The sequence below is a fragment of the Endozoicomonas sp. genome, assembly GCF_051008435.1.
Taxonomy (GTDB): Bacteria; Pseudomonadota; Gammaproteobacteria; order Pseudomonadales; family Endozoicomonadaceae; genus Endozoicomonas_A.
In genome coordinates this window covers 1-23,001 of sequence record NZ_JBPCXO010000429.1, presented here as the reverse complement: position 1 = coordinate 23,001, position 23,001 = coordinate 1, and the positions used below count along the sequence as shown (strand labels likewise).

16 protein-coding genes are annotated in these 23,001 nt (G+C 48.9%); 13 read left to right on the top strand and 3 right to left on the bottom strand.

The window, feature by feature from the left end; all coding sequences use genetic code 11:
- Window positions 1-399: 399 nt before the first annotated feature.
- Window positions 400-642, bottom strand: coding sequence for a YecH family protein (locus ACR2PX_RS21580; protein WP_434001423.1), 243 nt, complete (start codon window positions 640-642; stop codon window positions 400-402).
- Window positions 643-897: 255 nt separating this feature from the next.
- On the opposite strand from ACR2PX_RS21580, the gene ACR2PX_RS21575 reads away from it, so the two are divergent.
- The gene (locus ACR2PX_RS21575) at window positions 898-1,989 is read left to right on the top strand and encodes an ADP-ribosylglycohydrolase family protein (protein WP_434001422.1); all 1,092 of its coding nucleotides are present in this window, start codon (window positions 898-900) and stop codon (window positions 1,987-1,989) included.
- Here ACR2PX_RS21575 and ACR2PX_RS21570 read toward each other — a convergent pair.
- Window positions 1,963-2,598: a potassium channel family protein gene (locus ACR2PX_RS21570; protein ID WP_434001421.1), complete on the bottom strand. Its 636-nt coding sequence runs from the start codon at window positions 2,596-2,598 to the stop codon at window positions 1,963-1,965. The genes ACR2PX_RS21575 and ACR2PX_RS21570 overlap by 27 nt on opposite strands.
- A 16-nt stretch (window positions 2,599-2,614) precedes the next feature.
- On the opposite strand from ACR2PX_RS21570, the gene ACR2PX_RS21565 reads away from it, so the two are divergent.
- The 4 genes from ACR2PX_RS21565 to ACR2PX_RS21550 all read left to right on the top strand — a co-directional run bounded on the left by ACR2PX_RS21565 (window position 2,615) and on the right by ACR2PX_RS21550 (window position 8,169).
- Window positions 2,615-3,610, top strand: coding sequence for a C45 family autoproteolytic acyltransferase/hydolase (locus ACR2PX_RS21565; protein ID WP_434001420.1), 996 nt, complete (start codon window positions 2,615-2,617; stop codon window positions 3,608-3,610).
- A gap of 75 nt (window positions 3,611-3,685) precedes the next feature.
- A complete protein-coding gene (locus tag ACR2PX_RS21560; protein WP_434001419.1) occupies window positions 3,686-6,118 on the top strand; it encodes a DNA translocase FtsK in 2,433 nt (810 codons plus the stop codon).
- Between the two features lie 6 nt (window positions 6,119-6,124).
- Complete coding sequence (gene lolA, locus ACR2PX_RS21555; RefSeq protein ID WP_434001418.1) at window positions 6,125-6,838, top strand: outer membrane lipoprotein chaperone LolA; 714 nt, start codon at window positions 6,125-6,127, stop codon at window positions 6,836-6,838.
- A gap of 59 nt (window positions 6,839-6,897) precedes the next feature.
- A complete protein-coding gene (locus ACR2PX_RS21550; RefSeq protein ID WP_434001424.1) occupies window positions 6,898-8,169 on the top strand; it encodes a replication-associated recombination protein A in 1,272 nt (423 codons plus the stop codon).
- Window positions 8,170-8,494: 325 nt separating this feature from the next.
- Here the strand turns inward: ACR2PX_RS21550 and fba are convergent, their stop codons facing one another.
- Window positions 8,495-9,352: a class II fructose-1,6-bisphosphate aldolase gene (fba, locus tag ACR2PX_RS21545; protein ID WP_434001417.1), complete on the bottom strand. Its 858-nt coding sequence runs from the start codon at window positions 9,350-9,352 to the stop codon at window positions 8,495-8,497.
- A 976-nt stretch (window positions 9,353-10,328) separates the two neighbouring features.
- Between fba and ptsI the strand changes: the two genes are divergently transcribed.
- The 8 genes from ptsI to crr all read left to right on the top strand — a co-directional run bounded on the left by ptsI (window position 10,329) and on the right by crr (window position 22,764).
- Window positions 10,329-12,038, top strand: a complete 1,710-nt coding sequence (gene ptsI, locus ACR2PX_RS21540; protein ID WP_434001416.1) for a phosphoenolpyruvate-protein phosphotransferase PtsI — start codon at window positions 10,329-10,331, stop codon at window positions 12,036-12,038.
- Window positions 12,039-12,209: 171 nt separating this feature from the next.
- Window positions 12,210-14,828: a bifunctional acetaldehyde-CoA/alcohol dehydrogenase gene (gene adhE / locus ACR2PX_RS21535; RefSeq protein WP_434001415.1), complete on the top strand. Its 2,619-nt coding sequence runs from the start codon at window positions 12,210-12,212 to the stop codon at window positions 14,826-14,828.
- A 444-nt stretch (window positions 14,829-15,272) separates the two neighbouring features.
- Window positions 15,273-16,655 (top strand): N-acetylglucosamine-specific PTS transporter subunit IIBC, encoded by a 1,383-nt coding sequence (gene nagE / locus ACR2PX_RS21530; protein ID WP_434001414.1) that lies wholly within the window; start codon window positions 15,273-15,275, stop codon window positions 16,653-16,655.
- 279 nt (window positions 16,656-16,934) lie between these two features.
- Window positions 16,935-17,282, top strand: coding sequence for an HPr family phosphocarrier protein (locus ACR2PX_RS21525; protein WP_434001413.1), 348 nt, complete (start codon window positions 16,935-16,937; stop codon window positions 17,280-17,282).
- A 714-nt stretch (window positions 17,283-17,996) separates the two neighbouring features.
- Window positions 17,997-19,004: a type I glyceraldehyde-3-phosphate dehydrogenase gene (gene gap / locus ACR2PX_RS21520; protein WP_434001412.1), complete on the top strand. Its 1,008-nt coding sequence runs from the start codon at window positions 17,997-17,999 to the stop codon at window positions 19,002-19,004.
- 386 nt (window positions 19,005-19,390) lie between these two features.
- Window positions 19,391-20,827 carry a pyruvate kinase gene (pyk, locus tag ACR2PX_RS21515; RefSeq protein ID WP_434001411.1) on the top strand — a complete coding sequence of 479 codons (1,437 nt, stop codon included), beginning with the start codon at window positions 19,391-19,393 and terminating at the stop codon, window positions 20,825-20,827.
- 316 nt (window positions 20,828-21,143) lie between these two features.
- A complete protein-coding gene (gene pfkA / locus ACR2PX_RS21510; protein ID WP_434001410.1) occupies window positions 21,144-22,124 on the top strand; it encodes a 6-phosphofructokinase in 981 nt (326 codons plus the stop codon).
- A gap of 133 nt (window positions 22,125-22,257) precedes the next feature.
- On the top strand, window positions 22,258-22,764 hold the full coding sequence (gene crr, locus ACR2PX_RS21505; RefSeq protein WP_434001409.1) for a PTS glucose transporter subunit IIA: 507 nt from the start codon (window positions 22,258-22,260) through the stop codon (window positions 22,762-22,764).
- The last annotated feature ends 237 nt before the right edge of the window (window positions 22,765-23,001 follow it).

The following is a 23,001-nucleotide window of genomic DNA, read 5'->3' as shown; positions in this document are numbered from 1 at the left end:
AAATTTATTGACCAGCTTGCCAAGTTGTTTACTGGAAAGCTGGTTAAAAGGTGTTGTCGGGTCATCGCATAGAAACCTGATCGAGAGATCATCAAGTGGCTTCAAATGGTTCCGGACGGGATACTAGACAGCTCCGATAAATTTGATTGAATAAGCCCACTATTCGCACAAATTTATCGAAAAAATGGCCTCGTTCTACTGAACTTTATGCTCGAGCGCAATTCTCAGTCAGGCTCCAAGCCCGGAAATTTCATGAAGTGTCGAGTTGCTCGTTTATTCTCGTTTATATCAAAAATCGAACAACTCTGCATTTCCTCAGCCTTCAGTCTTGTCACAGTGGCTTTATGAATCTGCCGGGCTAGAACAGGGCCCTGAACATGGATAATGCCACAGTGTCACTCAGTGTCCTTTGCAGGAACATCCAGAATAAGTAATACCTTCCTGATTTTGAACCAGTTTTCCTTTCTTTAGAAACAGCTCAACCAGGCTCTCGGCACTGTGCCCCTGCTCAGAGCAAGTGTGAAAGACAGCCTCTGCCCCCAAACTATTGGTCATTTCTTTCAGCAGGGTTGGCTTGTCGATAGGTTGTGGCAGCTCCTGGATGAGATTGAGCAGTTTTCGGCCATGAGTAGAAGTCGTCATCAAGGATCCTGATTTCTGAAAATAAAACTTTAGATCGAAAGATACTCTCTGTTGAAAATTATGACATAGGGGCAAACCCTGAAAATTATATGATTTTGATTTTCTTCTAAGCTACCAGCATCTCAAAATTGGAAGAGTGCAGTAATGTTCAGGCCCAAGACGATCACTCAATTTATCATTGTTCTTCTGTGTGCAGGGTTGCTAGCCTGTCAGTCCCCCTCTGAAAAGAGGTCTTCGGATAATGGGGCGAATGCAATGAGTCAGTATAAACCTGTAAGGCACTTTCCTGCCGGTCTTTCCAGAGAACAGCGGGTCATGGGTGCGGTAATGGGGTATCTTGCCGGTGACGCCATGGGGTTGGGTATTCACTGGTACTATGATCTGGATGAGCTGCATAAAGACTATGGTCCCTGGGTGGATCAATATCAGTCGCCTACGCCCAATGGCAGTCACAGCTTTGCCCAGGTCAGCCGCTACCGCTATGAGCAGGGCGTTCGAGCCGGAGATGTATCCCAGACGGGGCAGATTTTCACTTTGTTACTGGAGTCAGTGGTAGCAAGAGGTCGTTACGACGAAGTGGACTTCCATCGCAGGCTGGATGAGTTCTTCAAAACGTTGAATGGTGAAACCTATTCAGGACGTTATACCGAATCCATCATCAAGAGCCTCTGGGCCAGTCGACAGAAAGGTGTTACCTGGGGTGATCCTGCCATAGCAACCGCTTCCGATACCTCTGACGGCGCTCAGCTGGCTGTTGTACTGGCAGTACTCTATGAGGATGAAGAGACGCTGGCCATTGAAGCCGATCGGCTGATGAAGCCTCTCTTCAAGGATGACTTCATCCGCCAGAATCAAGTGATCTATGCCATGACGCTTCAGGCCTTGATCAAAGGCATCCAGCTGACTGAGATGAGAGATCATCTTATAGGCCTGCTGCAGAACCCGGTGATCAAGCCATTACTCGGTGGCTATGACAACACCTTTACCGTGAGCAATGGTTCCATTGCCTGGCATCCTGATAAAGTGAAAGTTGAACCTCCGCTTTATATCAGCCATGTCTATGGGACAGACTGTCAGGTGACACACCTTTTGCCCGCCGCATACTACCTGATACATCGTTACCCAACGGATTTTGAAATGGGTATGCTCTCGGCTGCCAACGGCGGAGGTAATAATATGGCCCGTGCCGCTTTAACGGGCGCATTACTGGGAGCCATGACAGGCCTTTCGGCCATTCCTCCCCGCTTTACCCAGGATCTGGCGCATTCTGATCTTTATCTCAGACTCAGTCGACATCTGGCTGATCATCCTGTTCCCGTTTCAGGCAGCAGGGCGAACAAACCTTGAAATCATAATCGTCGGGCTTAATACGCCGATGGCCGCCTCGATCACCACCAGACTTTTGGCGATTGAGGCGACCGGAGTAATGTCTCCGTACCCCAGCGTGGTCAAATTGATAAAGCTGAAATAAATAAAGTCGGGCCAGTCAAAGGTACCGTTGCTTGGAAAATCAAATGCTCCGGGCAGGATCAGATTGAGCAGGGTATAGATAAAGCCAAAGGTGATCCCGGTCAGAAAATAAAAATTGATCGCGGCCAGTAGCTTTTCATTCAGACCTTCATCGGAAAACAGATGCCCCATTAATAACACCATCAAGGCCAGCTGAAACATGATGATCAGCAGAAGACTGGCGGTATCTGCCCAGAAGGGGGTATGACCCTGACCAATCAGAATGCGTATGGCCAGTAGAGACAGACCAGAAGCCTGAAGGCAGCGTCGAACTTTGATCCGGTTCTCAGTGAGTCTTGCCAGAACGGTCATTAATGAGGCAATAATGAGGAGAGAGAATATTTGACCGGCTATTGTGTTATCTTCCACGGAAACCGGCACAAGAACGGATACCAGTAGCGTCAACAGAAGCCCACTGAGCAGTTGGTTGTTACTGAATCGGGACATTTCGGGACTCATATCGATGAAAAAACTGGTGCTAAATGGATCAGCTAAAAACCGGGGGCACATCCATGGCGAACAGATGCGCGAAGAAATCAGCGAAGTGCTGGCCTACTACCGGTCACGATTTCTTAAGGACAGGGAGAGACTGGAATCTCATGTTGATCTGCTGATGCAGAAGGTCCTGTCATTCCGACCTCATTATAAAGAGGAAATGGATGCCATTGCAGCTGCTGCCGGTGTAGAACCTTTCTGGATCTATTGTATTAATGCCCGCAGTGAACTGATGTCTTCACCCATTGAATGCTCTTCAGTGGCTTTTCCGAAGCAGGGGCTGGTGGGGCAGAACTGGGACTGGGCTGCAGCGCTGGAAGGTAATCTGGCTCTGGCGGATATTGAACTCGAGAATGGTCATCGATTTCTGACTATGACTGAGCCTGGCATGCTGGCCAAAATCGGAATGAATTCGGCAGGACTGGGTGTCTGTCTGAATATTTTGCCAGCCCATCAAAAACTGACGGGTTTGCCCGTTCACATTCTTTTAAGAGCTTTGCTGGAGTCCCAAAGTCTCAAGGAAGCCCGAACTCTGATTGAAGAACATGGGGCAGGGAAGGCCAGCCATGTCATGGTGGCCGATCAGACAGAAACTCTGGCCGTTGAACTGGCTCCTGATCAGCCCTGGTTTCAATCTACCGAACAAGATACTTACCTGCATACCAATCACTACCTTCAGTCAGATCAGGCACTGCCTACCTCATCAAAGCCCTGTACTGAGACAAGGCTCAAAAGACTGCAGGAAGCATTACTGTATAATCCTGAACTGAACCTCAAGACTATGAGGCAACTTCTTGATAATAATAAAAAACCTTTTCCGGTTCTTAGACCCTATAGCTATCATGAGCTGACCGGAAACGGAGGCACCCTGGTCACCCTCATGATGGATCTGTCTAAACGACAAATGTTGTTGAGGGAAGGCTTTGATCCAGAGCGGGGTTTTGAGAGTTACAGTCTTGCGTAGCGAATATCGCAAGGGGCATGGTATCTTGAAGAAATATCTTTTAATAAGACTGTCAGGAGATTGAACGGGAGTCGAATGTCGGAAACGATCACAAAAAAGCGTAAGCGAGCCGCAAAAGAAAAATCGGTGCCCAAAGCCATAACCGGTATTCGTGATTCGAATTCTGGCGCAGGGGCTGAGCAAGCCAGTGCTGTGGCACTCAGATTGAGAGAAGCCGGTATGCTTTTCCTGCTGGTACTGGCGGCATTTACTGCATTGGCGTTATTTTCATACAGTCCTACTGACCCCGGCTGGAGTTATGTGGGCTTTGAAGCGGACGTGGCAAACAGTACAGGCAAAGCAGGGGCCTGGTTCAGTGATGTTCTGTTTTCCCTGTTTGGCGTGTTTGCCTGGTGGATTCCTGTCCTGCTGGTGATTAAGACTGTCCTGGTTTTCCAATATCGGTACAGCGCCTGGAGCTGGCAGCCCGGCTGGTTTGTTTTACGTTCATTGGGGTTATTGCTGGCCCTGGCAACAGGCGCTGCACTGGCAGCTATTCACATGGAAGGTGTGGGCCGCAGCCTGCCAGCACAAAGTGGTGGCATCCTGGGCCGAATGCTCATGGAGCAATCATTACCTGCTTTCAGTTCTGTTGGCAGTACATTGATTTTACTGGCAATTTTTCTGGTGGGTTTCACCCTTTATACTCACCTGTCATGGTTTCAGGTTCTGGATGGTCTTGGCCGGATATTAAAGAAAACTCTGGCCATGTTGGGTAGTGGCATTATTCGGTTGATGGAAACCATTCAGACTCGCATATCGAACTGGAAAGAACAGCGAGAACGGGATCGTGAAGCGTTTGAAATCGCCCGTCTGGAGCCAGAGCCAGAGCCGGTTCCTGACCCCGTCATCTCAGTTGCTAAAGAGCGTCAGGAGCCGATAGTAGTGTTGCCCGCTCCTGAGCCTGAGATCAAACCCGGAAAGCTCAGTAAAATTGCGGTTGCCCAGAAAGAAGATGCGGTTGAGATTCCTCCTGAAGGGGAACTTCCGGGCGTAGATCTGCTTGATCAGATCAAGAATCACGGGAACGGCGTTAACCAGGAAGAACTGGAGGTTGTTTCCCGTCTGCTGGAAGCCAAACTGGCGGACTTTGGCGTCAAAGCTGACGTTGTGGCTGTGCACCCCGGACCGGTGATTACCCGCTATGAAATTCAGCCAGCGCCGGGGATTAAAGCCAGCAAAATATCCAACCTGTCCAGAGACCTTGCCCGTTCTCTGGCGGTTGTGAGTGTTCGAGTGGTCGAAGTGATTCCCGGTAAGTCGGTGATGGGGATTGAAATCCCCAACGATGATCGGGAAACCGTATTCTTTGCCGAGTTGATTGCCTCCAGAGCTTACGAAGAAGCTGCATCTCCTCTCAGTCTGACGCTTGGGCATGATATTGCCGGTCAGCCGGTAGTGGTCGATCTGGCAAAAATGCCTCACTTACTGGTGGCCGGTACCACAGGCTCCGGTAAGTCCGTGGGTGTGAACGCCATGTTGCTGTCCATGTTGTTCAAGTCAGGGCCGGAAGAAGTTCGCCTGATCATGATTGACCCGAAGATGCTGGAACTGTCCATTTACGATGGCATTCCTCATTTGCTCTCCCCGGTGGTTACCGACATGAAAGAAGCCGCCAATGCATTGCGTTGGTGTGTGGCAGAAATGGAGCGTCGATACAAATTGATGGCTGCTCTGGGTGTTCGAAACATTGCGGGTTACAACAAAAAGGTAAAGGAAGCCGCTGCTTCCGGTGAGCCTCTTCGTGATCCATTCTACGAAGCCTTGACGCTGGGTGATCTGGCTCCGGAATTAGAACCTCTGCCATTCATTGTTGTGGTGGTGGATGAGTTTGCCGACATGATGATGATTGTCGGTAAAAAAGTGGAAGAACTGATTGCCCGGATTGCCCAGAAAGCCCGAGCTGCAGGCATACACCTGATTCTGGCGACACAGCGTCCCTCGGTGGATGTGATTACCGGTCTGATCAAGGCCAACGTGCCAACCCGTATCAGCTTCCAGGTATCCAGCAAAATTGATTCCCGTACCATCATTGATCAGGGCGGTGCAGAACAGCTCCTGGGTCATGGTGATATGTTGTATCTGCCGCCAGGTACCAGTGTCCCCATTCGTGTCCATGGTGCTTTCGTCAGTGACGATGAAGTACACCGGGTAGTGGGAGACTGGAAAAAACGCGGTGAACCGGATTACGTGGAAGAAGTACTCAATGGCGTTGAGTCAGCTTCTGACGGCAGCGCTTTCAGTGGTGGACTGGATGAAGATTCCGAGAAGGATGCCCTGTATGATGAGGCCATCGCATTTGTGACTGAAAGCCGCAGAGCGTCTATTTCGTCAGTGCAGCGTAAATTAAAGATTGGATACAACCGGGCTGCACGTATGATAGAAGCGATGGAAGCAGCCGGCGTGGTGAGCCCGGCCGGTCATAATGGTAATCGTGAGGTGATCGCACCCCCTCCCGTGAAGGATTGAAGTTGAGTGTTTAAGAAAATATCCCAAGTCACTGTATTAGCAGCTGTTTTCAGTCTCTCGTCACAGGTTGTAGCGGCCCAGCAGGAGAGCGTTTCAGCCAAGACCCTGGCGGTTCAACCGGTGAAGGCGGTAGACGTTAGCAAGGGGCTGAACGATGAGAAAGCCTCTCAGTCTCTGGCCGAAAAGCTGGAGGCCCTGAAAAGCCTGACGGCTCATTTCCAACAGGATGCTATTGCTTCCAATGGCCGAACTCAGAGTGAGTCCGGTGAGATGCAGATGAAGCGACCTGATCTGTTCCGCTGGGTGACCACAGAGCCTTATGAGCAAGAGATTGTGGCTCATGGCAGCAAGGTCTGGATGGTAGATCGTGATTTGCAGCAGGTAATCATCCAGAAACAGGATGCCCGCATGGCGAATACACCTGCCCAGCTGCTGACAGGTAATGCCCGTGAACTGCTGAAGCAATACAACGTTTCGGTCTACAGCAAGGATCGGAATGAAAAATATACCCTCACACCTAAAGCCGACTCAGACTTGTTTGAGAAACTCGATATTGATTTTCGACAGGGGAGACTGACTTCTATTGAACTGTCGGATTCATTGGGTGGCAAACGCAGGATTCTGTTCTCAGAGGTCAAGGAAAACGGGCAGGTGAATGACGACCTGTTTGAGGTGAAACCTCCCAAAGGCTTTGACGTGATTGATGAGACCCGGGGTTAACTTTGTATTCTGCAGGCCTGTTCGACGAGTCTTCCCGCTATGAGCCTCTTGCCGCACGCATGAGGCCCCGCAATCTCGATGAGTACCTGGGTCAGGAGCACATTCTGGCCAGAGGTAAACCTCTGCGTGAAGCCCTGGAGCAGGGGGCCATTCATTCCATGATTTTCTGGGGCCCACCCGGAGTAGGAAAAACAACCCTGGCCCGATTGGTTGCCGGTGTCTGCGATGCCCACTTTGAGACGCTATCAGCTGTGCTCTCTGGTGTGAAAGACATTCGTGCTGCGGTGGCAAGAGCACGGGATGAACAGATAACCCGGCAGCGCAAAACGATTCTGTTTGTGGATGAGGTGCATCGTTTTAACAAGTCCCAACAAGACGCTTTTCTGCCTCATATTGAAGATGGCACGATCACATTTATTGGGGCAACCACTGAAAATCCTTCCTTTGAACTGAACAATGCTTTGCTGTCCCGGGCACGAGTGTATGTATTAAAGCCTTTAACGGATGAGGCCCTCAGGCAGGTGCTTCATCAGGCTTTGTCGGATGAACGGGGTTTTAAAGACAGTGACGTTTCTCTTGAGACTGAAGCTGAGGATATCCTGGTTCGATACAGCGATGGTGATGCCAGAAGAGTTCTGAACATTCTGGAAGTAGCCGCAGACCTCAGCGAGAAAGGCCTGATAAAAGCCGAAACCGTGACAGAAATTCTGGCCGACAGCGGTCGACGTTTCGACAAGGGCGGTGATGCTTTTTATGATCAGATCTCGGCTTTTCATAAATCAGTGCGAGGCTCTGATCCTAATGCTGCCCTCTATTGGGCTGCCAGAATGGTCGATGGCGGAGCCGATCCGCTCTACATCATTCGCAGATTGGTAGCGATTGCTAGTGAAGACATTGGTAATGCGGATCCCCGGGCTTTGGAAATAACCATGAATGCCTGGCAGGCATTTGAACGTCTGGGCAGTCCCGAAGGCTTGCTGGCTCTGGCGCATGCCACGGTTTATTGTGCCTGTGCACCCAAGAGTAATGCGGTCTATCTGGCCTGGAAAGCAGCCATGGCGGATGTAAAAGGTAACCCTTCCTGTGAAGTACCGAATCATCTTAGAAATGCACCTACCCAACTGATGGGCTCGTTAGGTTATGGTGCTGAATATCGCTATGCCCATGACGAGCCTAATGCTTATGCTGCGGGTGAGTGCTATTTTCCAAAGAATATGGAAGCCCGGAAGTATTACCAGCCCAACGATCGTGGGCTGGAAATCAAGATTCGGGAGAAGCTTGAAAGGCTGACTGAATGGAATCAACAAAGTCCGATTCGCAGAAGGCCGTAGTATTATACCCATTGGATTTCAAGATGCTACTAGGCGTCAAGTTCGTGAAGCCCCAGGAGCCTACAACGAGTATGTGACTGGGGTGAGCGAACGCTGACAACAACGTAGCAATTTGAAAGGCGATGGGTATATATCTATTTGAGTGTCAGTTCAGATTAGAAAAAGGTCTGCAAACAACAAGTTTTTGGTTTGATATTCAGGAGTGCCTTCTCAGGTAGAGGGCAGTAGTTGTTTGAATAAGAGAGGGTCAGGCAGGACTGTCAGGAGGGGGAGTGATCTTTGCGGGGAGATGTAACCCGGTAGCCTGAGCTACCGGGCCAAAAAATCAGGCTTTGCCTTCGGAACCAAACTCACGGATTTTACCCATGACGGTTTCAACGATAGCTTCTTTACCTGGGCCGATGACCTTACGAGGATCGTAAACTTCAGCATCGCTGGCCAGTACCTTGCGAACCATGTTGGTCCAGGCGATCTGGTTTTCAGTGTTGACGTTGATTTTGGCGGTGCCACGGCTAATGGCATTTTGAATGTCGCCAGTAGGGATACCTGTTCCGCCGTGCAGAACCAGAGCCACGCCCGTCAGTTCTTTAACCTGTAGCATTTCTTCAAAGCCCAGGTTTGGCAGGCCTTTATAAGGGCCGTGTACGGAACCGAGAGCCGGAGCCAGGCAGTCAACGCCAGTGCGTTCAACCAGTTCTTTGCATTCCTGTGGATCAGCGTAAATGCAGCTGTCAGCAACTACGTCATCTTCCTGGCCGCCAACAACACCCAGTTCAGCTTCAACAGAAACACCACGGGCGTGGGCGTATTCAACAACCGCTTTGGTCATGGCTACATTCTCTTCGAATGGACCGTGAGAGCCGTCGATCATAACGGAAGAGAAGCCTGCTTCGATGGCTTCCTTGCATTTTTCAATGCTGGAGCCGTGATCCAGATGGATAGCAACCGGCACGGTGATCTCCATGCTCTCGATCAGGGCGTTCACCATAGCAGTAATGACCTTGAAGCCACCCATGTAACGAGCCGCACCCTCAGATACACCAAGAATGACAGGAGACTGGGTTCTCTGGGCGGCGGTCAGGATTGCCTGAGTCCACTCCAGATTATTAAGGTTGAACTGGCCAACTGCGTACTTGCCTTCCAGGGCTTTTTTCAGCATTTCAGTCATGGATACCAGTGCCATAAAGGTTTCCTCAATCAGTGGTAGGGGGCTGACTCTGAATCAGTATGGGCATTATTCAGATAGTTAACTGGATAACACTTTCTGTTCCGGATTTTACAAACTGAATTGTTTATACCGTATCGCAGGTTAATTCAGAGGCTAGGAACTTGGCTTGTCTGAAGTCTAACAAAAAAACTTTATCTTTCTCCAGTTATAAAGAAAGACAGTTTTAATAATTGTTTCAATTTATCCACGACGTGGACCTGTTCAAGAAACTTATCAAAGCAAGAGCCGGGTTCTTTGTTTATTAAAATAAGTTTGTCGCCTAATGAAAAGAGCTAAAGCCAGAGTGTTTCAACTATCTGGGTATTTTATTGACATGTGTCGTGCAAAGCACTCTTTAGTTCCCTGTTTGCAAGGGGTTAGGTAGTAATGCGTATGTTGGCTGGAAGTCAATCCTATTAAGGTGTGAAGCAATATTTCGTGAGAGTGTAGATGGTTTTTGAGGTTTCCTGAGGGAATGTGTTAAGCGTTCTATTTGGGATAACTGTCCTAATCAATATCACACTTTCGAAAACAAACTTTGATATTAAATGATTGAAACCGTTTATTAATGAAAAAACATTATATAACAATTGATTTCATATAGCTTGAAAGCTTTTGAAAACGGTTGTTGATCTTGTTTATCTGAATAGGATTAATTCATTAAACGGCAGGCGATTAATTAGATGATGCACTATCTTGGAGTTGATCTGGTTATAAGTGGTAACGCTTGCAATGAACTCCCTATTTAAGTGTGCGCTATGAAATGATTCGTCGATTTTTGTCAGAATTTGTGCAAATTGACTGCCGATTGTGTCAGGTGGATTAAATAGACTGGTGCATCGGTTGCTGCAAAGCCTTGAGGCTAGAAAAAACATTTTGCGTCACCTTGAGCATGAAAAGTGACCTGACAAAGTGTTTTTCTCAGTAAATAACGATATGAGTGGGTAGGATCATGTTTTCAGGCATCATTGCGTCTTCAGGAGTAGCCATTGGTAACGCCTTTGTGCTGAAAGAGGTCGAAATACAGATCAGTGAAGGCGTTCTGGACAACTCTGAGGTTGAAGCCGATATCACTCGCTTCAAACAAGCCAGAGACCGCACCGTTGAACAGCTCGAAGCCATTCGTGATAAAACTGCAGGCAAGCTGGGCGAGGAAGAGGCTGAAGTATTTGAAGGTCATATTCTGGTTGCCACGGACGAAGAGCTGGAAGAAGAAGTTGTTTCTGCCATCCGCTCATTAAAGCCAGCAGACTCGGCGCTGAATGAAGCGATTCAGGCCAATGTCAGTATGCTGGAAGAGCTGGACGATCCTTACCTGCGTGAGCGTGTAGCAGATATCAAGGATGTCGGTCGGCGGATGCTGAAGAATCTGCTGGGCATTCCTGTCACTTCCCTTGAAGAGGTGGGTGAAGGTTCTGTTGTCATTGCTGATGATCTGACGCCTTCTGATACTTCCCAGATCGATCTCGACAGAGTCTGGGGTTTTGTGACCAATGTTGGAGGCCGTACCTCCCATTCTGCCATTATGGCCCGTTCTCTGGAGCTGCCTGCTATTGTCGGAGCGAAGGTCGCTACGGACAGAATTAAGAACGGCGATCAAATTGTCTTGGACGCCATTAATAATAAAGTGCTGGTAAATCCTGATGCTTCGGCGCTGGATTACTACAGAACGCTGCAGAAGCAGCTGGATGAAGAGCGTAGAGAACTGGCCAAGCTGAAAGATCTCAGCTGTGAAACTCTGGACGGTAAAGCCTTCGAAGTCTGTGCCAATATTGGTACGGTCAAGGATGTAGAAGGGGCTGATCGTCATGGTGCTGAAGGGGTGGGTCTGTATAGAACTGAATTCCTGTTCATGGATCGCACTCACATGCCCACAGAAGAAGAGCAGTTCGAAGCTTATAAAGCGGTGGCTGAGGCTATGAATGCCCGTCCGGTGGTTATTCGTACTCTGGATATCGGGGGCGACAAAGAGCTGCCTTATCTGGATTTGCCACAGGAGCTGAATCCGTTCCTGGGTTGGCGAGCGATCCGTATGTGCTTTGACAAGCCAGAAATTCTTAACACCCAGCTGCGTGCCATTTTCAGGGCCAGTGCCTTTGGCAAACTGAAGATCATGTTCCCCATGGTGATTTCCGTGGAAGAAGCCCGTCGCCTGAAAGCTATGGTAGCAGCCGTGAAAGCTGAGCTCAGTGGTGAGGGTGTGAGCTTTGATGATCATGTTGAAGTGGGGATTATGGTGGAAACTCCTGCGGCTGTGATGATCGCTGACCTGCTGATTAAAGAGGTGGAGTTCTTCAGTATCGGTACTAATGATCTGACCCAGTATGTACTGGCAGTGGATCGTGGTAATGAAATGATTGCTGATCTCTATGATCCTATGGCGCCATCGGTATTACGCTCCATCAAGCGAGTCATTGACTGCTCTCATAAAGCCGGTAAGTGGACCGGTATGTGCGGTGAAATGGCCGGCGATGAGCGTGCAGCTCTGGTTCTTGCAGGTCTGGGTCTGGACGAGTTCAGTATGAGTGCTACTTCTATTCCCCGGGTCAAAAAGATGCTCAGGGATAAGCGCTTTGAGGATCTTCAGAAACTGGCTGATCAAGTGGTGAATCAGTCAACTACAGAAGATGTACAAGCGACCATTGACGCATTTATCGGATAACAGAAAGGGACCCATTGGCTCCCTTTTCTTTATGGCTCGAAGAAGCCTGCAAACAGAACACGCGGATTACACAGAGAATCCGTAAGCCCGAAAATTCGGACGCAGAGCCGAAGGGTTAAAAATATTTTTAACGAATAATGTTTTAATAGACGACAGTGTGAGGTGATTCTCATGGCAAGTAATAAACCGGCAGCAAAAGCTCAGGATAAGAAGCAGGGCGGTGTATCCGACGTGGATATGCAGCTGGATACTCTGCTGAAGCGGGCGAAGGTAGCCAGAGATAAGTTTCTGGAGCTCAATCAGGAAGATGTGGACAGGGTTACCCGGGCTATGGCTCTGGCAGGTCAGTCTGCTCATATGGAGCTGGCCAGGATGGCCGTTGAAGAAACCGGCCGAGGTATCCTTGAAGACAAGGTAACAAAAAATATCTTCGCGACTGAATCCATTTATCATTCCATAAAATACGACAAAACGGTCGGAGTGATTGAAGACAACGAAGAAGAGGATTATATGCTGGTGGCTGAACCAGTGGGTGTTGTCTGCGGTATTACACCGGTGACCAATCCCACTTCTACCACCATGTTCAAGTCCATCATTTCTGCCAAGACGCGTAATCCGATTGTTTTTGCTTTCCACCCATCGGCTCAACAGTGCTCCACTGAAGCCGCAAGAATTGTTCGTGATGCTGCCGTTGAAGCCGGTGCCCCTGAAGACTGTGTGCTTTGGGTAGAGCATCCGTCACTGGAGGCAACTCAAAAGCTGATGACCCATCCAGAGATCTCAGTCATTCTGGCAACCGGTGGTTCAGGTATGGTGCGCGCAGCATACTCTTCAGGCAAGCCAGCTCTGGGTGTAGGTCCGGGTAATGTGCCCTGCGTGATTGATCGCACCGCCAATATCAAGCAGGCGGCCAATGATCTGGTGCTGTCCAAGAGTTTTGATAACGGCATGATCTGCGCTTCTGAGCAGGCGGCCATTGTACACGACGAAGTTTATGCTTCTTTCAAGGATGAGATGACGAAGCTGAATGTTTACTTCACCTCACCCAAGGAGACAGACCGTTTGGCAGAGGTGGTCATTATTGATGGTCATGTAAACAGCAAGATTGTGGGTATGAAACCTTTCGATATTGCTGCGTTGGCAGGCATTAAGGTGCCAGAACAAACGCGGGTTCTGGCCGCTGAAATAGAAGGGGTTGGGCCTGAGTTCCCACTGTCTCGTGAGAAGCTTTCTCCTGTTCTGGGGATTCTCAAAGCCAAGGATACCCAGCATGCTATTGAGTTGGCCGACCAGATGTTGAACTTTGGTGGCCTGGGGCATTCTGCCGTACTGCACTCCCAGAGTGATGAGGTCATTGATCAGTTTTCTCTGGCCATGAAGGCTGGACGAATCATCATTAACTCTCCCAGTACTCATGGGGCTATTGGTGATATTTACAATACCAACATGCCTTCCCTGACGTTGGGTTGCGGAACTTATGGTGGCAACAGTACGACTTCCAACGTGTCAGCGGTCAATCTGATCAACATTAAGCGGGTGGCCAAGCGCAGAGTCAATATGCAGTGGTTCAAGCTACCCAGAAAAATCTACTTTGAAGCGAATTCCCTGCAGTACCTTGAAAAAATGCCGGACATCTCTCGTGTGTTTATTGTGACAGACGAAGTGATCCAGAGCCTGGGTTATGTTGAAAAGGTTCAGTACCATCTCAGAAAGCGCCAGGTGCCAGTTCAGATGCGGGTGTTCAACCAGGTTGAGGCAGACCCCAGTCTGGCGACTATTCGTGCAGGTGCTGAAGATATGGCTCGCTTTAATCCGGATGTCGTGATTGCGCTGGGTGGTGGTTCGCCGATTGATGCAGCAAAAGGGATGTGGTTGTTCTATGAGCAGCCAGACGCTGACTTTGCGGGCATGGCTCAGAAATTCTTTGATATCCGCAAGCGGGTCTACAAATTTCCGAAGTTGGGGAAAAAGGCCAAAATGGTGGCGATTCCCACAACCTCTGGAACCGGCTCCGAGGTGACTTCCTTTGCTGTGATCACGGATAAGGAAAAAGGGATTAAATACCCTCTGGCGGATTACGAGTTAACACCGGATGTGGCTATTCTGGATCCGAATCTGGTATTGACTGTGCCTAAGAAGGTGACCGCAGACACAGGCCTGGATGTCCTGACTCACGCACTGGAAGCTTATGTCTCTGTTATGGCGTCTGACTATACCGATGCACTGGCTATGAAAGCGATTCAGATCGTCTTTGATTATCTGCCAAAGTCCTACGAAGAAGCTGACAAGCGAGCCAGGGAGAAAATGCACAATGCTTCCTGTATTGCGGGAATGGCCTTTGCCAATGCTTTCCTGGGCATCAACCATTCCATGGCTCATAAGTTGGGGCATGAGTTCCATGTTCCCCATGGTTTAGCCAACGCTTTGTTATTGCCTCATGTTATTGAGTACAACGGGTGTCCGAACCCATCCAAAGTCGCTTCTTTCCCGAAATATGATCATTACATTGCTCATGAGAAATACGCAGAAGTCGCCAAAGGACTGGGCCTTCCCTGCAAAACACCTGAAGAAGGGGTTAAATCCCTGGCTAATGCAGTTCGTCAGTTGATGACTCGAGTGGGTATGCCGTTATCGCTGAAGGAGCTGGGTATTTCAGAGATAGAGTTTATGGAAAAGGTCAAAATGCTGGCTGATCATGCTTTTGAAGATCAGTGCACCACGGCCAACCCAAGAATGCCTCTGGTGTCTGAGTTGGAAGAGCTGTTGAAAAAGGCTTACTACGGCAAGTAACGATTAAGAGCCGCTGAAATTGTGCGCTGGCAGCTACTGGTTGTCAGCGCATTTTTTATATTGAAGAAGTCGGTTGTTTGCCTGCTTGCAGGACGGTAGCTACTTTTTTAAAGGGAAAGAGCATTTCCTGACTGACTTCGTGAGGGAATAAGTACTCATATTCAGGTGTTCTGACGGTATCGGCCCATGGCTGAAATAGTTTTCAGAGGAATGTCTATCAGGGTTGTGTTGCTCTGTGAGTGGTTCTGTTTAATTTTTTGCTCTGGGTCAATAACTGATTAATCACTTTACGAAACCCACACAATACAGTTGAACAGGTGACTTGAGACCGGTTACATTTCCTCCCAAACCATTCACTGCTCATGACGAGTCTGTTGTCTTTTGTTCAACGGGTTCCTTGATTGCGGTTTGTGGAATGAAGTTGTTATTAAAGGGGTGACTATTTTGAACGTTCTTGGCTATATGCAGAGACTGGGTAAGGCATTGATGCTGCCCATTGCTACTCTGCCTATCGCAGCACTGTTGCTGCGTCTGGGGCAGCCTGATCTGCTGGGTATTCCATTCGTGGCAGAAGCGGGTAATGCGATCTTCAGTAACTTACCCTTGCTGTTTGCTATGGGTATTGCTGCAGGTCTGTCAAAAGATGATGCCGGCGCGGCCGTTCTGGCCGGTGCTGTCGGTTATTTCATTCTGACTGCCGGAGCCAAGACCATTAATGCTGACATTGATATGTCATTCTTTGGCGGCATCATTGCCGGTATCATTGCCGGTCACAGTTATAACCGCTTCCATGCCGTTGCTCTGCCTCCTTATCTGGCGTTCTTCGGTGGTAAGCGACTGGTCCCCATCATGACTGGTCTGATTGCATTGGCTATATCGGTAGTGGCGGGTTATGTGTGGCCTGCTATTCAGTCAGCGATCGATGCTTTTGCGGTAGGTGTCTCTGAATCGGGTCCGATTGGCCAGTTTGCTTATGGCGTTCTGAACCGTGGTCTGATTCCTGTCGGTCTGCACCATGTTGTTAACTCTGTATTCTGGTTTGGCTACGGCGAATTCACTAACGCTGCAGGTGAACTGGTAACGGGTGATCTGCCTCGCTTCTTTGCTGGTGACCCCACTGCGGGTACTTTCATGGCGGGTTTCTTCCCGGTCATGATGTTTGGTCTTCCGGCTGCCGCCTTAGCTATGTATCTGGCTGCCCCTAAAGAAAACCGTGCTCGCGTAGGAGGTGTTCTGCTGTCTGTAGGTGCCACTGCGTTTCTGACGGGTGTTACTGAGCCTCTGGAGTTCATGTTCGTATTCCTGGCACCGGGTCTTTATGCTGCTCATGCGGTGTTGGCAGGTCTCTCTCTGGTAGTCACCAATATGTTTGGTGTTCTGCACGGCTTCGGCTTCTCTGCAGGTGCACTGGACATGGTTCTGAACTGGGGTCTGGCAACCAAACCGGTCACTCTTGTGTTCATTGGTCTGGCTTTCTCGGTTATCTATTTCTGTGTGTTCTACTTTTCAATCAAGGCATTCAATCTGAAGACTCCGGGTCGCGAAGACGAAGAGCCGCAGCTGGAATCCGCTGCTGATGTAAAGGGTTCGGAACGGGCTCTGCGCTATATTGAGCTGCTGGGTGGTGAGGATAACCTGACGTCTGTTGAAGCCTGTATCACTCGTCTGCGTCTGACTTTGGCCAATCGTGATCTGATCGATGAAGCCGGGTTGAAAGCTATGGGCGCTAAAGGTGTGGTAAGACTGGGTGATAAGAACCTACAAGTTATTCTTGGACCTCAGGCTGAAATCATTGCCGGTGAGATAAACGCTAAAATGGCAGGTTAATAATGGCAGGTTAATAATGGCAGGTTGGCTGAGTGTCATTCTTGGCCAGTATTCTGATATTTTGCTCTGGCTCAATGAAGGTCTTATTTTTCTTTCCATATGAAGTGGTTTAGTGGAAAGTGCGGATACCTTTTTGGTCGGAGCTGTCAGATTCTTAAGTCATAGCGTGGAGGTTACTTACAGTAGGCTCTGCAAGCCGAATGACTGAGTGAATCAGTAATACCTGCCAGCTTTTATACTGGAATTCAGGTGGAGCTTCTGAGTTAAAGCATTGAGATAGTGTATCTTTACTCTGCTGCATCCGTTTCAGAGCTGGATGAATCCAGCCTCCTGGTCTGGCAGGTTGCTCAAGTTACAGAGAGACCGAATATGTTTAAGAAAGATGTTGTGATCACTGCTGAGAATGGCCTTCATACTCGTCCAGCTGCTCAGTTCGTTAAAGAAGCCAAGACATTCGAGTGTGACATCAAACTGGAGGCCAGCGGTAAGCAGGCCAGCGCCAAGAGTCTGTTCAAGCTGCAGACTCTGGGTCTGACACAAGGCTCAACAGTGACCATCATCGGCGAAGGTGACGGAGCTGAGACTGCTGTTCAGCACCTGGCAGAATTCATCGTTACATTGAAGTAATTTTCCAGGTAACCCGGCCTTTGCTGGCTGGGTCGCGCCAATATTTGAAGTAAACACAAACGCAGAAAGTTATTGCACCCCGCTGGAGTGAAATAATTTCACGGTAAAAAATGCCTGTAATACTAAAGCTGTTACGGGTATTCTCTAGAAAGTAGTCTGTGCTGATGGTATTCGTAGGAATGCATCGGGACGATGTCATCCAGATGACAATGCACAAGTGCATTTTCAGGTATAGTTAACGGATGACAGGCAGGTAACGCGAAACACTGAGTCAAAGTGTTAGGTGTTGTTACCTGTTGAAATAAGCAGGGCTTCTTCATCAGATTGCCGTCTGTATGAAGAAACCCAGCTATATGTGTACTGATTTATAGGTGCACAACGATCTGCCAGGAACGATTCGCTGGTCAATGATGTTTTCAGGTGTGCGATTTTGTGTGTCTTGTTGAGCATATTTGTAACGTCGTTCCAATCCCGTGTCAACCCCCTGGCAGTTCGATATGGATAACTTTTGTTGTATTCCCTGAGTAAAAGTGTCCTTTGGTGTGACTGTTTGTTGGACTGAATGATTAATTCTGTCGATTGTTGAATTTGCCTGTAAACCCTTGTGTAGCAAGGGGTCTAGGTATTTTCACGAAGCTGAATTCACACTGAAAATCCTATTTACTAATGAGGTGGCGGGCTATCCCGCTGTGACTTAAGGGTATTGGAGACGTCATGATCAAAATCGCAATCAATGGCTATGGTCGTATCGGTCGCAACGTTCTGCGTGCACTCTACGAAGCAGGTCGTCGCGAAGAATTCCAGATTGTTGCTATCAACGACCTGGGTGATGCGAAAATCAATGCTCACCTGACCAAGTACGACACTGTACACGGTCGTTTCGACGCTCAGGTTGAAGAAGGTGAAGGTGCACTGTTTGTAAACGGTGACGAAATCAAGACATTCTCTGAGCGTGATCCGTCCAATCTGCCATGGGCTGCTCTGGGCGTAGACGTTGTTTTTGAATGCACCGGTGTATTCCGTTCCAAGGAAGCCTGTAAGCCTCACCTGGATGCTGGTGCCAAGAAAGTCATTATCTCTGCTCCGGGCAAAGAAGTAGACGCCACTATCGTCTACGGTGTTAACCATGACACTCTGACTTCTAACATGACCGTTATTTCTAACGCTTCATGTACTACTAACTGCCTGGCTCCTATTGCCAAGCCTCTGAACGACGCTCTGGGTATTGAAAAAGGTCTGATGACTACTATTCACGCCTATACCAATGACCAGCGTTTGAGCGACGTTTACCACAGCGATCTGTATCGTGCCCGTGCTGCTGCACAGAACATGATTCCAACCGCTACCGGTGCCGCTGCTGCTGTTGGCCTGGTTGTACCAGAGCTGAAAGGCAAGTTTGACGGTATGGCTGTGCGTGTTCCTACCATTAACGTATCTTTGGTAGACCTGAGTTTTGTAGCAAAACGTGATACTTCTATTGAAGAAGTCAACGAAATCATTGCTACTGCTGCCAAGTCATCCGAAGCGATGGGCAAGGTTCTGCACGTGAACTATGAGCCACTGGTTTCTATGGACTTCAATCACTGTCCATTCTCTTCCAGCTTTGATGCAACCCAGACTCGTGTACAAGGTAACCTGGTGAAGGTTATGTCCTGGTATGACAACGAGTGGGGCTTCTCCAACCGTATGCTGGATACAGCCAAAGCTCTGCTGAGCGCCTGAATACAGGTTATTGAAAAGCCTCGCTGATGTGAGGCTTTTCAGATTGGGGCCAGCATCCTGAGAACAGGGTACTGGATTCCTGATACACAGCAGCAAAAAGAAGAAGGTGTATACAGTCGTCGAGAAAATAGCATGCCATCTATACTGGATTCAGATTGGCTTTCTGGTTTTTTCGGATACACATTCTCCTTTTTGTTGCTTTATCAAGATTGAACAGCTGTAGAAGCTGCGGCAGAAGTCTACCTTCATGAGGTCAGAGTCAGCCGGCGTTTCTCACTTAAAAACTGTTGTCACATTGCCGTATGGCATTTATGCCTCGGTCGACTCTCCATTCAAGTAGTTTCATCGTGCTGGGTCGATTCGTGGCAAATTCGCGAGAGGATATCATGCTCAGACGCACAAAAATCGTTGCCACACTCGGACCTGCTACAGAATCCGAAGAACAGCTCACCAAGCTGATTGAAGCGGGTGTCAACGTTGTTCGACTGAACTTCTCCCACGGTGATGCCGATGATCACCGTATCCGTGCAGAGCGCATTCGTAGTATTGCTGCCCGTTTGGGTCGTAGTGTTGCGATTCTGGGTGACCTGCAGGGACCCAAGATTCGTATCGGTCGTTTCCAGAATGGCAAAATTGTTCTGCCAGATGGTGCTGACTTCATCCTGGATGCCGAGCTGCCTATTGATGCCGGTGATGAAACCCAGGTAGGCCTCGCTTACAAGAATCTGCCGAATGACTGTAAAGTGGGCGATGTACTGTTGCTGGACGATGGTCGTCTGAGTCTGCAGGTTAAGGCCATTGAAGGTTCCCGCATCGTAACCACGACCCTGGATGGTGGTGAACTGTCCAATAACAAGGGTATCAACCTGGCCGGTGGTGGTCTGTCTGCAGATGCTCTGACCGAGAAAGATAAAGAAGACATCAAGCTGGCAGCTTCCCTGGGCGTTGATTTTATGGCTGTGTCTTTTGTGCGCAGTGCTGCTGATGTTGAAGAGGCTCGCAAGCTGCTGGCTGAAGCCGGTGGTAATGCTGCCATTCTGTCCAAGATTGAACGTGCAGAAGTTGTTCAGAGCCATGAACTGCTGGAAGAAGTGATCAGAGCTTCTGATGCAGTAATGGTTGCCCGTGGTGACCTGGGCGTGGAAATCGGTGATGCCGAATTGATCGGTGTTCAGAAGCAAATGATCAACGTTGCCCGTCGTCTGAATCGTCCAGTGATCACAGCTACCCAGATGATGGAGTCCATGATTCATAATACTCAGCCAACCCGTGCTGAAGTATTTGACGTGGCTAATGCGGTTCTGGATGGTACTGATGCGGTGATGCTGTCTGGCGAAACCGCTACTGGCAAGCGTCCACACGAAGTGGTCAAGGCCATGGCCCGTATCTGTCAGGGTGCTGAAAAACATCCTGAAATGATCTCTGGCAGCAGTCTGGACAAGGCCTATGCTGGCGAAACCGATGCAGCCATCGCTCTGGCGGCCATGCATGCTGCCAATAGTCTGGAAGGCGTTAAGGCCATAGTCTGCCTGACCAAAACCGGTGCTACTCCTCTGTGGATGTCCCGTGTTAACACCAGTCTGCCTATTTTTGCACTGACTCGTTACAAGACTACAGAGCGCCGTGTTGCTCTGTATCGTGGTGTTGAGTCTGTGGCTTTTGACAGTGGCAGCAAGTATGGCTCTGAAATTAACGACCGTGCTATTGCTGAACTGAAAGAGCGTGGGCTGCTGGAGTCCGGTGACCGCATTATTCTGACCAAAGGTGAGTCAGGTGAGGTCGAAGGCGGTACTAACACCATGCAGATTGTTTTCGTTAAATAATCATGAGCATTAAGTAATCTTTTAACACTTGGGAGTCTGTCGGACTTAAGGCAATTTCGACCTGAATTCCAGAAAGAGCGGCCATCTTTTTCGTTGAATTTGCTTAAATAGGTCAACTATTCGCATAAATCCAACGAAAAAACTGACTCGCTCTACTGACTCTTCAATAGAGAGTATGCTCGAAAGCTTAAGTCCGACAGACTCCTGGGGTGATAAAGATTTTTCATGGTAATGAAACGTTAAGTCATTGCGGGCATGCTGTTTTGAGTAGCATGCCTGATGCTTTCCCTGATGGGATTTAGGAGACGAGCAGATCATGGCAGAACTGAAAAAAGTAGGTGTGCTGACTTCAGGTGGCGATGCTCCGGGCATGAATGCAGCCATCCGTTCCGTAGTTCGTAGCTGTATTTTTTACGGAATTGAACCGGTTGCTATTCATGAAGGCTACAAAGGCCTGATCGATAACGACCTGGAAGTAATGAATGCACGCTCAGTGGCCAATATTATCAATCAGGGGGGGACTTTCCTGAAGTCTGCCCGCTGTCAGGAATTCCGCACTCCCGAAGGTCGGGCTGCTGCTTATGAAAATGCCAAGGCCGCTGGACTGGATGGTTTGGTTGTCATCGGTGGAGATGGTTCTTTTACTGGAGCCATGCTTCTTGAAAAAGAGCACGGTCTTCCTTGCATTGGTGTCCCAGGCACCATTGATAACGACATCTTCGGAACTGATTTTACTATCGGCTACGACACCGCCTTGAATACGGTGGTAGAGGCCATTGACAAGATTCGTGATACGGCGACCTCTCATAATCGTCTTTTCCTGATCGAAGTTATGGGTCGTGATGCCGGCTTTATTGCTCTGAATGCGGGTATTGCGGCAGGCGCAGAAGAAATTCTGATTCCAGAAGATCAGAAGCCTATTGACCAACTGATGGACTCTTTGGAAAGCAGTGGTCGGGCAGGAAAAACATCCAGCATTGTTGTGGTTTCAGAAGGCGACAAGTCAGGTGGTGTGTTTGAACTGTCACGGGCAGTGGAAGAAAACTTCCCGGCTTATGAAGTCAAGGTAACCGTTCTGGGGCACATTCAGCGTGGTGGTAAGCCAAGCTGCTATGATCGTGTCCTGGCCAGTCGTCTTGGTGTGGCTTCTGTTGAAGCTCTGCGTGACGGTATCAGTGGTGTCATGGTCGGTGTTCGCGATCAGAAAATTGTCCAGACATCACTGGAAGAAGCCATCAGCAAACATAATGCGATCGATAGCAATCTGCTGAAAGTGGCGGATATCGTTACCGTATAATGGCATTTAACCGCTGTAGCCCATGGGTTGTAGTAGTTAATCCGGAAAGGAATCGGGAGTTTCGATCAGGTCAACTGGCCTGATTGCTTAAGGGCTCCTAAAATCAAAGCGTTCGAAGTAAAGGGTGAAAGCGATGGGCCTTTTTGATTCTCTCAAGAAAAGCATGGGGCTGGCCGCTGATCAGGGAACTGTGATCAAAGCGCCGCTGACGGGTGAAGTTGTACCGATTGAAGAGGTACCTGATCCTGTATTTGCTGACAAGGTAGTAGGTGATGGCATTGCCATAAATCCCACAGGCAAGGTGATGGTTGCGCCTTGTGATGGTGAGATTGGCAAGATCTTTGAAACCAATCATGCTTTCAGCATGGAGACACCCACCGGAGTTGAGCTGTTTGTTCACTTTGGTATTGATACTGTCGAACTCAAGGGAGAGGGCTTCAAGCGCATTGCCAGTGAAGGCCAGCAGGTCAAGGCGGGTGATCCGGTGATTGAAGTGGATCTGGACTTCCTGAAAGAGAAGGCTAAAAGCATCATTACCCCGGTTGTCATTTCCAACATGGATGATGTAGCTTCTCTGGAAAAATCTTCAGGCTCTGTCGTTCAGGGCAGTGACGACCTGTTGGTTGTTAAAATGAAGTAATTGCTTGCCATGGGCGAACTTTTATTTTGCAAATAAAGTTCGTCTGGCTCTTGAGGCCGGTTCTCCGTCGGCTTTTAATATTCCAGCTTTCCAGCTTTCCAGCTTTCCAGCTCTCCAGCTTTCCAGCTTTCCAGCTTTCCAGCTTTCCAGCTTTCCAGCTTTCCAGCTTTCCAGCTTTCCAGCTTTCCAGCTTTCCAGCTTTCCAGCTTTCCAGCTTTCCAGCTTTCCAGCTTTCCA

Excerpts from the sequence above, each read along its gene's own strand:
- ACR2PX_RS21580 (WP_434001423.1), bottom strand. The coding sequence starts at position 642 with ATGACGACTTCTACTCATGGCCGAAAACTGCTCAATCTCATCCAGGAG.
- ACR2PX_RS21575 (WP_434001422.1), top strand. The coding sequence starts at position 898 with ATGAGTCAGTATAAACCTGTAAGGCACTTTCCTGCCGGTCTTTCCAGA.
- ACR2PX_RS21570 (WP_434001421.1), bottom strand. The coding sequence starts at position 2,598 with ATGTCCCGATTCAGTAACAACCAACTGCTCAGTGGGCTTCTGTTGACG.
- ACR2PX_RS21565 (WP_434001420.1), top strand. The coding sequence starts at position 2,615 with ATGAAAAAACTGGTGCTAAATGGATCAGCTAAAAACCGGGGGCACATC.
- ACR2PX_RS21560 (WP_434001419.1), top strand. The coding sequence starts at position 3,686 with ATGTCGGAAACGATCACAAAAAAGCGTAAGCGAGCCGCAAAAGAAAAA.
- ACR2PX_RS21550 (WP_434001424.1), top strand. The coding sequence starts at position 6,898 with ATGAGGCCCCGCAATCTCGATGAGTACCTGGGTCAGGAGCACATTCTG.
- fba (WP_434001417.1), bottom strand. The coding sequence starts at position 9,352 with ATGGCACTGGTATCCATGACTGAAATGCTGAAAAAAGCCCTGGAAGGC.
- ptsI (WP_434001416.1), top strand. The coding sequence starts at position 10,329 with ATGTTTTCAGGCATCATTGCGTCTTCAGGAGTAGCCATTGGTAACGCC.
- adhE (WP_434001415.1), top strand. The coding sequence starts at position 12,210 with ATGGCAAGTAATAAACCGGCAGCAAAAGCTCAGGATAAGAAGCAGGGC.
- gap (WP_434001412.1), top strand. The coding sequence starts at position 17,997 with ATGATCAAAATCGCAATCAATGGCTATGGTCGTATCGGTCGCAACGTT.
- pyk (WP_434001411.1), top strand. The coding sequence starts at position 19,391 with ATGCTCAGACGCACAAAAATCGTTGCCACACTCGGACCTGCTACAGAA.
- pfkA (WP_434001410.1), top strand. The coding sequence starts at position 21,144 with ATGGCAGAACTGAAAAAAGTAGGTGTGCTGACTTCAGGTGGCGATGCT.
- crr (WP_434001409.1), top strand. The coding sequence starts at position 22,258 with ATGGGCCTTTTTGATTCTCTCAAGAAAAGCATGGGGCTGGCCGCTGAT.